The organism is Streptococcus sp. HMSC061E03 (assembly GCF_001813505.1).
GTDB lineage: Bacteria > Bacillota > Bacilli > Lactobacillales > Streptococcaceae > Streptococcus.
In genome coordinates, this window is record NZ_KV812784.1 from 564,351 (window position 1) to 579,319 (window position 14,969).

At 42.9% G+C, this 14,969-nt stretch carries 10 protein-coding genes; 8 read left to right on the forward strand and 2 right to left on the reverse strand.

What is annotated here, in order from left to right:
• Position 1: 1 nt before the first annotated feature.
• From HMPREF2917_RS02925 to HMPREF2917_RS02950, 6 genes are all read left to right on the forward strand, one after another.
• Positions 2-1,180, forward strand: a complete 1,179-nt coding sequence (locus HMPREF2917_RS02925; protein WP_070588924.1) for a pyridoxal phosphate-dependent aminotransferase — start codon at positions 2-4, stop codon at positions 1,178-1,180.
• 151 nt (positions 1,181-1,331) lie between these two features.
• Complete coding sequence (gene asnS / locus HMPREF2917_RS02930; protein WP_070588925.1) at positions 1,332-2,675, forward strand: asparagine--tRNA ligase; 1,344 nt, start codon at positions 1,332-1,334, stop codon at positions 2,673-2,675.
• 68 nt (positions 2,676-2,743) lie between these two features.
• Positions 2,744-3,460, forward strand: coding sequence for a DUF1003 domain-containing protein (locus tag HMPREF2917_RS02935; protein WP_049471721.1), 717 nt, complete (start codon positions 2,744-2,746; stop codon positions 3,458-3,460).
• 78 nt (positions 3,461-3,538) lie between these two features.
• Positions 3,539-4,738 carry an MFS transporter gene (locus tag HMPREF2917_RS02940; protein WP_049471720.1) on the forward strand — a complete coding sequence of 400 codons (1,200 nt, stop codon included), beginning with the start codon at positions 3,539-3,541 and terminating at the stop codon, positions 4,736-4,738.
• A gap of 116 nt (positions 4,739-4,854) precedes the next feature.
• Positions 4,855-6,582: an ABC transporter ATP-binding protein gene (locus HMPREF2917_RS02945; RefSeq protein WP_070588926.1), complete on the forward strand. Its 1,728-nt coding sequence runs from the start codon at positions 4,855-4,857 to the stop codon at positions 6,580-6,582.
• Complete coding sequence (locus HMPREF2917_RS02950) at positions 6,579-8,321, forward strand: ABC transporter ATP-binding protein (protein ID WP_070588927.1); 1,743 nt, start codon at positions 6,579-6,581, stop codon at positions 8,319-8,321. The genes HMPREF2917_RS02945 and HMPREF2917_RS02950 overlap by 4 nt, the downstream gene beginning before the upstream one ends.
• A 374-nt stretch (positions 8,322-8,695) precedes the next feature.
• Here HMPREF2917_RS02950 and HMPREF2917_RS02955 read toward each other — a convergent pair whose 3' ends face one another.
• Both HMPREF2917_RS02955 and HMPREF2917_RS02960 read right to left on the reverse strand, forming a co-directional pair.
• Positions 8,696-9,436 carry an amino acid ABC transporter ATP-binding protein gene (locus tag HMPREF2917_RS02955; protein ID WP_023918276.1) on the reverse strand — a complete coding sequence of 247 codons (741 nt, stop codon included), beginning with the start codon at positions 9,434-9,436 and terminating at the stop codon, positions 8,696-8,698.
• The gene (locus tag HMPREF2917_RS02960; protein ID WP_070588928.1) at positions 9,436-11,619 is read right to left on the reverse strand and encodes an amino acid ABC transporter substrate-binding protein/permease; all 2,184 of its coding nucleotides are present in this window, start codon (positions 11,617-11,619) and stop codon (positions 9,436-9,438) included. The genes HMPREF2917_RS02955 and HMPREF2917_RS02960 overlap by 1 nt, the downstream gene beginning before the upstream one ends.
• A 262-nt stretch (positions 11,620-11,881) precedes the next feature.
• Between HMPREF2917_RS02960 and HMPREF2917_RS02970 the strand changes: the two genes are divergently transcribed.
• On the forward strand, positions 11,882-12,838 hold the full coding sequence (locus HMPREF2917_RS02970) for a CPBP family intramembrane glutamic endopeptidase (protein ID WP_176745945.1): 957 nt from the start codon (positions 11,882-11,884) through the stop codon (positions 12,836-12,838).
• Between the two features lie 133 nt (positions 12,839-12,971).
• The gene (gene uvrB / locus HMPREF2917_RS02975; protein WP_003001891.1) at positions 12,972-14,960 is read left to right on the forward strand and encodes an excinuclease ABC subunit UvrB; all 1,989 of its coding nucleotides are present in this window, start codon (positions 12,972-12,974) and stop codon (positions 14,958-14,960) included.
• The last annotated feature ends 9 nt before the right edge of the window (positions 14,961-14,969 follow it).

A 14,969-nucleotide genomic window follows, 5' to 3' on the forward strand; every position in this document is an offset into this window, starting at 1 on the left:
TATGAAATTATCAAATCGTGTATTGGAAATGGAAGAAAGTGTGACCTTGGCTGCAAATGCGCGTGCCAAAGCTTTGGCGGCAGAAGGTCGTGATATCTTAAGTTTGACCCTGGGTCAACCTGACTTTGCGACTCCCAAAAATATTCAAGAAGCAGCAGTCGCATCCATTGAGGATGGTCGTGCCAGCTTTTATACGGTCGCATCTGGACTTCCAGAATTGAAGGATGCCATTAGCGACTATATGAAAGAGTTTTATGGCTATGCAGTGAACCGAAATGAGGTTGTGGTCGGTACTGGTGCCAAGTTTATCCTCTATGCCTTCTTTACTTCTGTCATCAATCCAGGTGATGAAGTCATCATTCCAACCCCTTGCTGGGTTTCTTATGTAGACCAGGTCAAGATGGTAGAAGGCACACCTGTTACTTTCCAAACAACAGAAGAAAATCACTTCAAGGCAACGGTAGAGCAACTGGAAGCAGCACGGACAGACAAGACCAAGGTTGTCTTGCTGAATTCACCATCTAATCCAACAGGAATGATCTACAGTAAAGAAGAACTCCAAGCAATCGGAAATTGGGCTGTCGAGCATGACATCTTGATTTTGGCAGACGATATCTATGGTCGATTGGTCTACAATGGCAACACCTTTACGCCCATTTCTAGCTTATCAGAAGCGATTCGCAAGCAAACCATCGTTATTAACGGAGTTTCTAAAACCTATGCTATGACTGGTTGGCGGGTTGGTTTTGCTGTAGGAGATCCTGAGATTATTGGAGCCATGGCCAAGGTGATCAGCCAAACAACTTCCAACTTAACAACCGTTTCCCAATATGCTGCAATCGAAGCCCTCACAGGAGATCAATCTTCTATTGAGATCATGCGTCAAGCTTTTGAAGAGCGCTTGAATACTATTTATCCTTTGTTGAATGAAGTACCTGGTTTTGAAGCCATCAAACCTCAAGGAGCCTTCTATCTCTTCCCAAATGTCAAGAAGGCCATGGAGATGAAGGGGTATACAGATGTGACGGAATTTACCACAGCAATTTTAGAAGAAGCAGAGGTTGCTTTAGTAACGGGAGCTGGCTTTGGTGCTCCTGAAAATGTTCGCTTGTCTTATGCGACAGATTTGGATACCCTGAAAGAAGCTGTTCGCCGCCTCAAGGCCTTTATGGAAAAATAAAAATGCAAGATCCTTAGTAATGAGCTGAGGATCTTTTTCTTTAAAAAAAATCTGGTTTTCACAGGTAGAACCTAGCACTGAAAGCCTTTTTATGATACAATTAAGAAGATAATGTCTTCGGACAAGTACAATGAGAAAAGGAAGATGTATTATGACAAAACGGATTACCATCATCGAAGTAAAAGACTATGTCGGTCAAGAAGTGACCATCGGTGCTTGGGTGGCGAATAAATCAGGAAAAGGGAAGATCGCATTCTTGCAATTGCGTGACGGAACGGCCTTCTTCCAAGGTGTTGCTTTCAAACCAAACTTTATCGAAAAATTCGGCGAAGAAGTAGGTCTTGAAAAATTTGACACCATCAAACGTCTAAGCCAAGAAACATCTGTTTTCGTGACAGGGATTGTCAAAGAAGACGAGCGTTCTAAATTTGGTTACGAGCTCGATATTACAGACATCGAAGTGATCGGTGAATCTCAAGATTACCCAATCACTCCAAAAGAACATGGAACAGACTTCTTGATGGACAACCGTCACTTGTGGCTTCGTTCACGCAAACAAGTAGCTGTCATGCAAATCCGTAATGCGATCATCTATGCAACTTATGAGTTTTTTGATAAGAATGGCTTCATGAAGTTTGATAGCCCAATTCTTTCAGGTAATGCGGCAGAAGATTCAACTGAACTGTTTGAAACTGACTACTTTGGAACACCAGCCTACTTGAGTCAATCTGGTCAGCTTTATCTTGAAGCGGGTGCTATGGCTCTTGGTCGCGTCTTTGACTTTGGTCCAGTATTCCGTGCTGAAAAATCTAAGACTCGTCGTCACTTGACTGAGTTCTGGATGATGGATGCTGAGTATTCATACTTGACACATGATGAATCACTTGACTTGCAAGAAGCTTATGTTAAAGCTTTGCTTCAAGGTGTTTTGGACCGTGCTCCTCAAGCCTTGGAAACATTGGAACGTGATACTGAGCTCTTGAAACGCTACATTGCAGAGCCATTCAAACGCATCACTTACGATGAAGCGATTGATCTCTTGCAAGAGCATGAAAACGATGAAGACGCTGACTACGAACATTTGGAACATGGAGATGACTTCGGTTCACCACACGAAACGTGGATTTCAAACCACTTTGGTGTACCAACCTTTGTCATTAACTACCCAGCAGATATCAAGGCCTTCTACATGAAGCCAGTTCCTGGAAATCCAGAGCGCGTGCTTTGTGCAGACTTGCTTGCTCCTGAAGGCTATGGAGAAATCATCGGTGGCTCTATGCGTGAGGAAGACTACGATGCCCTTGTTGCAAAAATGGATGAACTTGGCATGGATCGTACAGAGTATGAATTCTACCTTGACCTTCGTAAATACGGTACAGTTCCACACGGTGGATTTGGTATTGGGATTGAACGGATGGTTACCTTCGCGGCTGGTACTAAACACATCCGTGAAGCTATTCCATTCCCACGTATGTTGCATCGTATCAAACCTTAATAGACGTAAAAACGCCATTAGGCGTTTTTCACTTTTATCTGCTTCAAAAAACTATGAAAGGAATTTCAATGCTGAAAATAGACATCATTGATGGGAAAGAATACGAGGATGGTCAGGGGTCTTTGATCGCAGATCTAGACCATTCCATTCAACAGATGCTCAAGACTTCCTATCCTGAAAGTCAAATGGATGATTTTATCACGTATAAAAATTTGAGCCAATATTGTATGGATTATCTTGGACAGATTATTGAGCGTGCCAATGATAAAAACGAAGCCATTAAACAGCAGGTGACAGGTGTCATGCCTGAAAGCGAGCGTCCCTTTAACGTTGAAGACCGCTTGACAGCCAGCTATACCTTCGGTCAGCGGGTGGCTGATTCTGTTGCGCGCTTTGGTGGTTCATGGACTTTTATCATTAGTTTTATCCTGATGATGGCTATTTGGATGCTGATCAATGTCCTGCATCCTTTTGGCTGGAATTTTGATCCTTATCCTTTCATCTTGCTCAATCTAGCACTTTCTACGATTGCGGCGATTCAAGCTCCTTTGATCATGATGAGTCAAAACAGGGCAGCAGATTATGATCGCCTGCAAGCGCGAAATGACTTTAACGTTAATATGGAGTCGGAACGAGAAATTCGCTTGCTTCATACGAAGATTGATCATATGGTGCAACAAGACCAGACGGATTTACTGGAAATTCAAAAGTTGCAAACCGAATTGTTGGTGTCCTTGTCTAATCAAGTGGCCCAGCTGCGTCAAGAAATGAATCAAGAAAAATGAAGGAGGTGGAGAAAATGTAGGCAAATCTAAGTAAGTCTTTTAGAAACACTTATATAATCTATTGAAAGAGGAAAAACAATGTTTAAAAGAACTTACAAACGCAATATTTCACTCCTAGCAGGTTTGGAATTTACATCTTATTTTGGAATCACCAGTTTTTGGATTCTCTTTTTTATTCAAAATGGTCTTTCTTTGCTTCAGATTGGTTTATTAGAGAGTATCTTTCATGGGACGAGTCTCTTGTGTGAGATCCCATCTGGTATGTTAGCCGATCGCTTTAGCTACAAGACCAATCTCTATTTGGCTCGCTTGTCCAGTATTGGATCTTCTATCTTGATTTTATTTGGTCAGGGGAACTTTTGGATCTATGCGATTGCTATGATGGTCAATGCTTGGTCTTATAATTTTGACTCGGGGACTAGTACAGCTTTCTTATTTGATTCAGCGGTAGAAGCAGGTCAAAAAGACCGTTATCTTCAGATTTCTAGCTTCTTGTCTGGTGTGGCCGAAGTCACCCGAACGTTAGGTACAGTCGTGGCAGGCTTCTTTATTCACGGAGCATTGGCTTGGACCTACTATATTTCCATTGGCCTTTCCTTGCTTTCCATACTCTTGATTTTTCTCATGAAGGAGCCAGAGAGCAAGAGTGATGAACGAAGTCACTTGACCTTAAAGCGGATATTGGAGGTAGTGAAACAAGAATGGCAGGACAAACCAGTCTTGTTTTACTGGATGCTCACCTATCAGTTGGTAGGGACCATCATGTGTATGTTTTATTTTTACTACCAACAGAAAATTAGTGACTTAGCCAGTTGGCAAGTTTCGCTTATCATGTTAATTGGTAGTGGATTCAATCTCCTGGCGGTTTATCTGGCCAGTCAAATCGGGAAAAAATGGAATAGTAATCAAGTCTTTCCGATTCTGGTTGCACTGACTGGGTTGGCCTTGTTTTTGGTAGGTGTAAAGACTCCATTCGCCTATCTGTGTGTCTATCTCTTGACCAATGCTCTTTATGCCGTTTACCAACCCATCTACTACAATGATTTACAAGCATATCTGCCATCCAGTGTGCGAGCAACCATGCTGAGTATCAATTCGATGATGTTTAGTCTATCTATGATTGTCATTTTCCCACTGACTGGTTGGTTCATTGATAGCTGTGGCTTTGTAGCAGTCTTTCTTGTATTAGGCCTTATAACACTATTTTCTTTCCCACTACTAATGATTGGATTGGGGAAAATGGGTAAGACCTTAAGCAAGGTAACAAAGAAGGAATAAGATTTCTGACCTTCATCTGGTCAGTATTCAACTCTCTCTGCTCTGTAGGGGGAGTTTTTTCATCTTAAGAATTTGTGGTAAAATATGTATATCCATTAAAAAAAGAATCGAGTCGTATGAAATCATTATTGAAGTATTTTAAGGGCTATCTATGGGAAACGTTTCTAGGGCCCGTGTTTAAACTTTTAGAAGCTATTTTTGAATTGTGTGTCCCCTTAATCATCGCCCACTTAGTCGATCAGGTCATTCCGAAAAAGGAAACGAGCGCAGTGGTGATGACGGTTGGTGTTTTGTTTTTATTTGCGAGCTTTGGTGTTGTCGTAGCTATTACGGCCCAGTATTTTTCTTCTAAGGCAGCTGTCGGTTTTACCCGCGAGATGACCAAGGATTTGTATGAGAAGATCTTATCACTTCCAAAGGACAAGCGCGATAGGATCGGTACTTCTAGTTTGGTAACTCGTCTCACTTCTGATACCTATCAAATCCAGGTTGGGATCAACCAATTCTTGCGCCTCTTTTTGAGGGCACCGATTATTGTCTTTGGTTCTATCATCATGGCTTTCACCATCAGTCCTAAACTAACCCTTTGGTTCTTGGGGATGGTGGTGATTTTAACCCTGATTATTGTGATCATGTCACGGATTGTCAATCCGCTCTTTGCTAAGATTCGGAAAATCACAGACCGGATGGTTACGGTGACGCGTCAGCAATTTCAAGGGATGCGGGTGATTCGAGCCTTTGGACAGCAAGTGAGTGAATTGGACGAATTTAAAGAAGTCAATCAAGACTATAAGATCTGGCAAATTCGTGCTGGTATCTGGTCTAGTTTGGTGAGTCCCTTGACCTTCCTTGTGGTCAATACGACCTTGATTTGTGTCATTTGGCAAGGACAATTGAATATCTCTGCTGGTCTTTTAACCCAAGGGATGTTGGTCGCTTTGGTCAATTATTTATTACAAATTTTAACAGAATTGATCAAACTGGCGATGCTGGTCACGTCTTTAAATGTCAGCTATATTTCAGCCAAGCGTGTCCAAGAGATTTTCGATTTGAAGGAAGAAGACCTCCTAGAAGCTTTGCCAGTAAAAACTGCAAGAGAGCAAGAAGCGATTAGCGCCCAGAAAGTTTCTTTCACTTATCCAACGGCTTCAAGCCCAGCTCTAGAAAATATTTCCTTTGATCTGGATCATGGACAGATGTTGGGAATTATCGGTGGTACAGGATCTGGGAAATCCACCCTGGTTCAGTTATTGAGTCATTTGTATGCCGTTAGTCATGGGAAATTAGCCCTCTATCATCAAGGTCACTCTCCTCAAACTCTTAAGGAGTGGCGGGAGTGGGTAGCTGTTGTCCCACAGAAGGCAGAGCTCTTTAGAGGAACCATCCGCTCGAATCTCTTACTTGGAATGGAAGAAAATCTATCGGATGAAGATTTGTGGTGGGCACTAGAAACAGCTCAGGCTGCTGATTTTGTCCGTGAAAAAGAAGGACAACTCGATGAGCCAGTGGAAGCCTTTGGTCGAAATTTCTCAGGTGGGCAACGCCAGCGGTTGACCATTGCGCGTGCCCTTTTGAAGAAGGCTCCTTTCTTGATTCTGGATGATTCAACTTCTGCCTTGGATTATTTGACGGAAGCACGTCTCTTAAAATCGATAAAAGAAGAATTGAGTGATACGAGTTTGATCTTAGTATCTCAACGAACCAATAGTCTCAAGTCTGCTGATCAGATTTTAGTCTTGAACAAGGGACATCAAGTAGGACTGGGAAATCACGATTTCCTTTTGTCTACCAATGAGATTTATCAAGAAATTCATTATTCACAACACGGGAGGGAGGAAGCATGAGTCAAAAACGTTCTAGTTATGTAAAACGTCTGTTTAGAGATTTTGCTCACCATCCCGGGCTCCTGATTCTAGCTAGTCTCGGAACCATCGCTCAAGTGGCCTTAACAGTCTGGTTACCGATCCTGATTGGACATGCGGTTGACTTGGTCATTAATCCTCAAGGGATGACAGTCTTAAGGCCTGTTTTGATCCAAATGGTTCTGGTCATTGTGGCCAATACCTTGATCCAATGGATCAATCCCTTGTTATACAATCAATTGGTCTATCGTTTTAGCCAAAGCCTAAGAGCAGAAGTGATGGAAAAAGTACACCGCTTGCCCTTGTCTTATCTAGATAAACAAGGGAGCGGGGACTTCGTCAGTCGCCTCACGACCGATGTAGAGCAACTCAATAGTGGTCTTCTGATGGTCTTTAACCAGTTCTTTGTTGGCCTCTTAACCATTCTTGTCACTATCGTGACGATGGCGGAATTGGATTTCTTTATGATGGTGGCGGTTCTGGTCTTGACCCCTTTATCTCTCTTGATTGCTCGTTTTATTGCCAAGCGTTCTTATACGCTTTTCCAAAAGCAGACCAAGGCGCGTGGTCTTCAAACCCAGTTGATCGAAGAGTCTTTGACCCAGGAAAGTTTGATCCAGTCCTTTAATGCTCAGGTTCAATTCCGTAAGGCTTTTAAAGGGACGAATGAAAGCTATGCCAATTATTCCCAATCCGCTGTCTTTTATTCCTCAACTGTCAACCCTGCCACTCGCTTTGTGAATGCCTTGATTTATGCAGTAGTGGCTGGATTTGGTGCTGTACGCATTATTTCGGGATCTCACTTTACTGTTGGTCAATTGGTGACCTTCCTCAATTATGTCAACCAATACACCAAGCCATTTAATGATATCTCCTCTGTCTTGTCAGAACTCCAAAGTGCCCTTGCCTGCGCAGAGCGTTTATATAGCGTTTTGGATCAAGCTGAGGTCGAAGAGACAGGGCAATGGGTTCTGGAAAGTCAGAATGTCAAAGGTGCGATTGGTTTTGAACACGTCACATTTGGCTATGATTTGGGGCGGACTTTGATCAAAGATCTAACCATTCAGGTTCCAGCTGGCAGTAAGGTTGCCATTGTAGGACCTACAGGAGCTGGAAAGTCGACCTTGATTAATCTGCTCATGCGTTTCTACCCTGTTAACTCTGGAGAGATCACGATTGATGGGGTGCCAATTACGGACTACACCTGTGCTTCTTACCGCCAACAGTTTGGTATGGTTTTGCAAGAAACCTGGCTCAAGGTCGGGACCATTCATGAAAATATCGCCTTTTCTCGTCCAGATGCAACTAGAGAAGAAGTCATCGAAGCAGCCAAAGCAGCCAATGCAGATTTCTTCATTCGGCAGTTGCCACAAGGGTACGATACTTATCTTTCAGATGCTGGAGAGTCTTTGTCCCAAGGCCAACGCCAACTCTTAACGATTGCGCGGGTTTTCCTTTCAGTTCCTAAGATTTTAATCTTGGATGAGGCTACATCTTCCATTGATACTCGTACTGAGGTCTTGATTCAAGATGCCTTTAATCAGCTTATGAAGGGACGGACCAGCTTTATCATTGCTCACCGCTTGTCGACCATTCAAAATGCCGATATGATTCTTGTCATGGTGGATGGCGATATTGTTGAGCATGGCACTCATGAAGAGCTGATGCAAGCGCAAGGTGTATACTACAAGATGCAGACAGCTCAGCAACAGGTTAGTTAGAATGAAAAGCATTTTCAGATTTGAAAATGCTTAGATTGAAGATAAAGACATATTCAAAACTTTCCTTAAGTGAGTACGGACGTCAGCGAACTTCTACGAAGTTCCATGACTTAGTTTTGAACCTAAAGTTTCAAAACTCCCGAGTGCTAGAAACTGATTTGTTTCTAGCACTTTTCTCACAGCGGAAAGTTTCAATATTTTCTTGATTCATTTTAAAAATTGAAAATCATTGTTGTTCCTTTTTAGAAACGCTTTACTTATTTTATTTTAAAATAGTTAGTCCACATTCTAAGCATTTTCAGGTTTGAAAATGCTTTTTTAGGTCTAAAAAACATCTAGCAAAATTGCTAGATGTTTCAAAAACCACTATTTTTTTAAACGTTTAGAACCTTATCCAAGAATTCTTTTAAACGTGGGTGTTGTGGGTTATCGAAGATTTGGTCTGGTTTACCGTCTTCGAGGAATTCACCGTCTGCGGTGAAGATGACGCGGTTGGCTACTTGGCGGGCAAATCCCATCTCGTGGGTAACGATGATCATGGTCATTCCTTGCTCTGCCAACTCTTTCATAACGTTCAATACATCTCCAACCATCTCAGGGTCAAGGGCAGAAGTCGGTTCGTCAAAGAGCATAATATCTGGATTCATGGCAAGTCCACGTGCGATAGCCACACGTTGTTTTTGACCACCGGAAAGACTATTTGGATTGGCATCGGCTTTATCTGCGAGTCCAACTTTTTCCAATAATTCCATCCCGACTTTTTGAGCTTCTTCACGGGTCATCAGTTTGTGCTCTACTGGCGCAAACATAATGTTTTCAAGGACGCTCATGTGAGGGAAGAGGTTGAAGTGTTGGAAAACCATCCCAATATTTTCACGGACCAAATCAACATTGGTTTTTGGATCGGTTAGATCATATCCATTAACTGTAATTTGACCTTTTGTAACTTCTTCGAGGAGATTGAGACTACGAAGGAAGGTCGATTTACCAGAACCGGATGGTCCGATAATGCAGACCACGTCCCCTTCGTAGAATTTTGCTGAGATTCCTTTTAAGACCTCATTTTCACCATAGTATTTGTGGAGGTCATGGACATCAATTTTTAATTTAGCCATTAGTTAACCTTCTTTTCTAATTTTTTTGCAAATCGTGTTAGCAAGGTGATAATCACGAGGTAGAAGACGGCAAGGATCGCATACATCTTGAAACTTTGGTAGTTTCGAGCGATGATGATCTTACCAGTTTGGAAGAGTTCTACCAATCCGATCGCAGAAACGATAGTCGTATCTTTCAGGGCAATGACGAATTGGTTAACAAAGTTTGGAAGCATGAGTTTGGTTGCTTGTGGCAAGATGATCTTACGCATGGTCTTGCCATAGGAGATTCCCAGGCTTCGGCTGGCTTCCATCTGTCCAATCGGTACAGCTTGGATCCCCCCACGGACAATTTCTGCGATATAAGCAGCAGCATTGAGGGAGAGGGCGATGGTACCTGCGACAAAGTCGTTGATTGGGGATTGGTGACCTGTGACCGATTCAATCAAGTTTGGAATTCCCCAGAAGATGAAGGCGGCAAGGATCATGAGTGGGATCCCACGAATAACATCGACAAAGATTTCTGCTGTCCAGCGGAGCCACTTATAAGGACTAACACTAAACATCCCAAAGATAACACCGATCACCATAGCAATGGCGAAAGAGAGAAGTGCAAGGGCAAGAGTCACACCCAAACCACTTAACAATTGTTTGTAGTTGTTTTGAAGTAAGCCCCAGATCGTTGTTTCATCTGCCGTTGTACTTGAAGTACTTGATTTGCTATCTGCTTTAAGGTATTTATCGAGAATCTTTTGGTATTGACCGCTTTTCTTCAAGTTCGCAAGACCGTTATTGAACATTTCGATCAATTCAGGATTTTCACCCTTCTTAACGGCAAATGCTAGTTGACCACTTGGAGTCCCTTCGATAGGTGTTTTGAATTTACGTCCTTGTTTAATAGCGTATTTGATAACAGGTTCGTCATCCATAATCGCTGCAACAGAACCAGAATTCAAACTATCATACATAGAAGCTCCATCAGAGAACGTTTTGATCTTGTAACCATATTTCTTTTGGTTTTTTTCAAGGAAGTTTTGTGAGGAAGTACCGTTTTTAACACCGACTGTCTTTCCTTTTAGGTCATCATATGAATCAATCTTGCTGCTTTCTTGAACGGCTAGAATAGAATTGGCCGTGTAGTATGGTTCAGAAAAATCAAATGTTTCTTTCCGAGCATCTGTTACGGTCATCCCTGCGATCATTCCTTGCGCATGTCCGGATTGGACATCACTTACCGCTGCGTCAAATCCAGGATTATTAATCTCGATGGTAAATCCTTGGTCTTTGGCAATAGCCTTGATCAAGTCCATATCGATCCCTGTGTATTTGTTTTTTCCATTTTGGAAGACAAATGGTGCAAAAGATGAGTCACTTGAAATTACATATTTTGATTTTTTAGGAGTTGCTTTTTGACCAGCAGGAGTAGTTGTTTCTGGAACGGTACTGTTACTTGATGATTGGCTTTCACCTGTCCATTTCTTGATGATCTCATCAAGTGTTCCATCAGCTTTCATTTGAGCGAGGGCCTTGTTAAATTCAGTGATCAACTTTTCATGCTTACCGCCTTTTTTTACACCAAAGGCAAAGCCACCGACTGCTTCCCCGTCCATATTGATAGCTAGGTCCTGCCCCTTTTGAATGGCGTATTGAATAACAGGTTGGTCATCCATCACCGCATCGACCGCACCAGCTGATAAACTGTTGTACATGAGATCACCAGTATCAAAAGTCTTGATCTTGTAGCCGTACTTGTCCTTGTTTTTATCGAGGAAGCGTTGGGCTGCAGTTCCGTTTTTGACACCGACTGTCTTCCCTTTTAATTGGCTGTACTTCGTGATTTTATCGGCTTTCGTAGTCGCGATGACAACTTTTGTATCGTAGTAAGTATCAGACATGGTGAAGACTTTTTCACGTTCTGTTGTTTTGGTCATCCCTGCCATGATGGCATCCGCTTGACCAGCTTGAACTGCATTGACCGCTGCATCAAATCCCGGGAAGGATTTGTCCAAATTCCAGCCATTGATTTCAGCGACCTTGTCCAAGATCTCTACGTCAATTCCTTTATAGGTTTGATCTGAATCCTTAAATTCAAACGGTGCATATGCTGTGTCGAAAACGACCTTGATCGTTTCAGCATGAGCATGACCAGCGAATGCAACGAATGGAAATAAGAACAGCAAACATGCTAGTAATTTTTTCTTCATTTCTGTCTCCTTTTAATTCTTTTCTCTTTGGGTATTTGACCCATGAGCACATTGACCAAAGGATGGCCTAAAAAAAACAAATCATTCATACCAAAACGAGTATGAATGGTCTTATGTTTTTCTACAAAAGCTATTATATCAGAAAAGACTTTGCTTTGCAAGAAAAATCGAGTTTTCATGTTAGGTTTTCTGACATGAAACAATATTGCAGCTCTGGATTTTCTTTGTTACAATGGACCTATTAGATAAATGGAGGTTGATCATGAAGAAAGGAAAGATCATTCAGGATATAAAAACAAACACATCTATGCCAGTTCTTATTTCTACACTATTCTATGTATTTTTAGCCTCCCTCTTTATAGAAGGGGGACTATGGCTTGGTAGTGAATTGGTGGGACCATTTTCCTTAGTGATAGGTTTTCTGGCGGAGTTCTTTTCACCAGGAAATGGGACAGCAAGTATTCAAGAATTTTTCTACCATTATCTTCTCTATTATGAGCTTTTCAGTTTTGTAATCATACTATTTCTCTTTATTTTTTGGGTGAAGGTCATAGAGAAGAATGCTTTATCAAGCTTAGGCTTTGTAAAAAGAAATTGGCTCAAGTATCTAGTCTGGGGGATCTTGCTTTCACTACTTCAAATGGGTGTCATTGCCCTTGTCTACCAGGTAGGGGGAATCGGGTCTTTTGAGCTTAATGAATTAAGTTTAGAACCCATCCTCTTTATTCTAGGTTTATTCCCATTTTGGCTTCTTCAAGGAGGGACTGAAGAAGTGGCGACGCGAGGTTGGCTTCTGACTCGGATTGCTGCAAGAACTAATCTACCTTTAGCGATCGTGATTTCTAGTAGTCTCTTTGGCATTCTGCATATGGGTAATGCAGGAGTGACCTTCTTATCCGTTCTGAATATCATCCTTGATGGGGTGCTAGCTGCTCTGCTTTTTATCTATACCGATAGTATCTGGCTAGTGGTCGCCCAACACGGCACTTGGAACTATGTACAAGGAAATCTCCTTGGTTTTCAAGTCAGTGGCACAGGCGCAGATGCGTCTATCTTTAGCTTTACCATGGGAGATGGACCTGACTGGTTGACCGGAGGGGCATTTGGAGCAGAAGGATCAATCATCACCACTCTGGTTCTTCTTGTATCCCTAGTGATTGTCTATCTCTTAGGGGAAAGGAAAGAAAGAGTTGATAATGAACAAGTGTGTCATGACTGACAGGAAATGATGATGAATATGAAGACCGGAACTTGAGCCTGGTCTTTTTCTATGTGAGGATTCTCTCCTCAAAAGTCAGAGAAATATCGTCTATTGTGGTAAAATAAGGGAAGTATAATCAAAGGAAGAAAGTATGATTAATCGAGTAACAGATAACAAATTTAAACTAGTATCGAAATACCAACCGTCTGGGGATCAACCGCAGGCCATTGAACAGTTGGTGGATAACATCGAGGGTGGTGAGAAGGCGCAAATCCTGATGGGAGCGACTGGTACGGGGAAGACCTATACCATGAGCCAGGTCATTGCCCAAGTCAATAAACCGACCTTGGTCATCGCCCACAATAAAACCCTAGCAGGCCAGCTCTATGGAGAGTTCAAGGAATTTTTCCCTGAAAATGCCGTCGAGTACTTCGTATCTTACTATGATTACTACCAGCCAGAAGCCTATGTACCATCGAGCGATACCTATATCGAAAAAGATAGCTCAGTTAATGATGAGATTGACAAGCTTCGTCACTCCGCAACCTCAGCTTTGTTGGAGCGTAACGATGTCATCGTTGTAGCTTCCGTCTCTTGTATTTATGGTTTGGGTTCGCCGAAGGAATATGCCGATAGCGTGGTGAGTCTGCGTCCAGGTCTGGAGATTTCTCGTGATAAACTGCTCAATGACCTGGTGGATATCCAGTTTGAGCGCAATGACATCGACTTTCAACGGGGCAAATTCCGTGTTCGTGGGGACGTGGTGGAGATTTTTCCAGCTTCGCGTGATGAGCATGCCTTTCGGGTTGAGTTTTTTGGAGACGAGATTGAGCGGATTCGTGAGATTGAAGCTCTGACGGGCCAAGTTCTAGGAGATGTGGACCACTTAGCCATTTTCCCAGCCACTCACTTCGTGACCAACGACGACCATATGGAAGTGGCCATTGCCAAGATTCAAGCGGAACTAGAAGAGCAGTTAAAAGTCTTTGAAAAAGAAGGCAAGCTTTTGGAAGCTCAACGCCTGAAACAACGTACTGAGTACGATATTGAAATGCTACGGGAGATGGGCTACACCAATGGGGTCGAAAACTACTCCCGTCACATGGATGGACGGAGTGAGGGAGAGCCACCTTACACTCTTCTTGACTTTTTCCCAGAAGATTTTCTCATTATGATCGATGAAAGTCACATGACCATGGGACAGATCAAGGGCATGTACAATGGAGACCGCTCGCGCAAGGAAATGCTGGTCAACTATGGTTTCCGTTTGCCGTCTGCCTTGGATAACCGGCCACTGCGTCGGGAGGAGTTTGAAAGTCATGTCCACCAGATTGTCTATGTGTCAGCGACACCGGGTGATTATGAGATGGAACAAACGGATACTGTCATCGAGCAGATCATTCGTCCGACAGGTCTTCTCGATCCTGAGGTCGAAGTGCGTCCGACCATGGGTCAAATGGACGATCTCTTGGGTGAAATCAATGCGCGTGTAGAACGTGGAGAGCGGACCTTTGTTACCACCCTGACCAAGAAGATGGCAGAAGACTTGACCGACTACTTCAAAGAAATGGGTGTTAAGGTCAAATACATGCACTCGGACATTAAGACTTTGGAGCGGACAGAGATTATCCGTGACTTGCGATTGGGTGTCTTTGACGTCTTGGTCGGGATCAACCTTCTCCGTGAAGGGATAGACGTACCGGAAGTCAGTCTAGTTGCTATCCTTGATGCTGACAAGGAAGGTTTCCTCCGTAATGAGCGAGGACTGATTCAGACCATCGGTCGTGCTGCCCGTAATAGTGAGGGACATGTGATTATGTATGCGGACACTATGACCCAGTCTATGCAAAAAGCCATCGATGAAACAGCCCGTCGTCGGAAAATCCAGATGGCTTATAATGAAGAGCATGGTATTGTACCACAAACCATCAAGAAGGAAATCCGTGACCTGATCTCTGTTACCAAGGCGGTGGCCAAGGAAGAGGACAAGGAAGTGGATATTACCAGTCTCAACCGCCAAGAGCGCAAGGAACTAGTCAAGAAACTGCAAGGTCAAATGCAAGAAGCAGTCGAAGTGCTTGATTTCGAGCTGGCAGCGCAAATCCGCGATATGATGTTGGAAGTCAAGGCTTTGGATTAGATAGGATAA

Coding starts and splice junctions, on each gene's coding strand:
- HMPREF2917_RS02925 (WP_070588924.1), top strand. CDS start 2: ATGAAATTATCAAATCGTGTATTGGAAATGGAAGAAAGTGTGACCTTG.
- asnS (WP_070588925.1), top strand. CDS start 1,332: ATGACAAAACGGATTACCATCATCGAAGTAAAAGACTATGTCGGTCAA.
- HMPREF2917_RS02935 (WP_049471721.1), top strand. CDS start 2,744: ATGCTGAAAATAGACATCATTGATGGGAAAGAATACGAGGATGGTCAG.
- HMPREF2917_RS02940 (WP_049471720.1), top strand. CDS start 3,539: ATGTTTAAAAGAACTTACAAACGCAATATTTCACTCCTAGCAGGTTTG.
- HMPREF2917_RS02945 (WP_070588926.1), top strand. CDS start 4,855: ATGAAATCATTATTGAAGTATTTTAAGGGCTATCTATGGGAAACGTTT.
- HMPREF2917_RS02950 (WP_070588927.1), top strand. CDS start 6,579: ATGAGTCAAAAACGTTCTAGTTATGTAAAACGTCTGTTTAGAGATTTT.
- HMPREF2917_RS02955 (WP_023918276.1), bottom strand. CDS start 9,436: ATGGCTAAATTAAAAATTGATGTCCATGACCTCCACAAATACTATGGT.
- HMPREF2917_RS02960 (WP_070588928.1), bottom strand. CDS start 11,619: ATGAAGAAAAAATTACTAGCATGTTTGCTGTTCTTATTTCCATTCGTT.
- HMPREF2917_RS02970 (WP_176745945.1), top strand. CDS start 11,882: ATGAAGAAAGGAAAGATCATTCAGGATATAAAAACAAACACATCTATG.
- uvrB (WP_003001891.1), top strand. CDS start 12,972: ATGATTAATCGAGTAACAGATAACAAATTTAAACTAGTATCGAAATAC.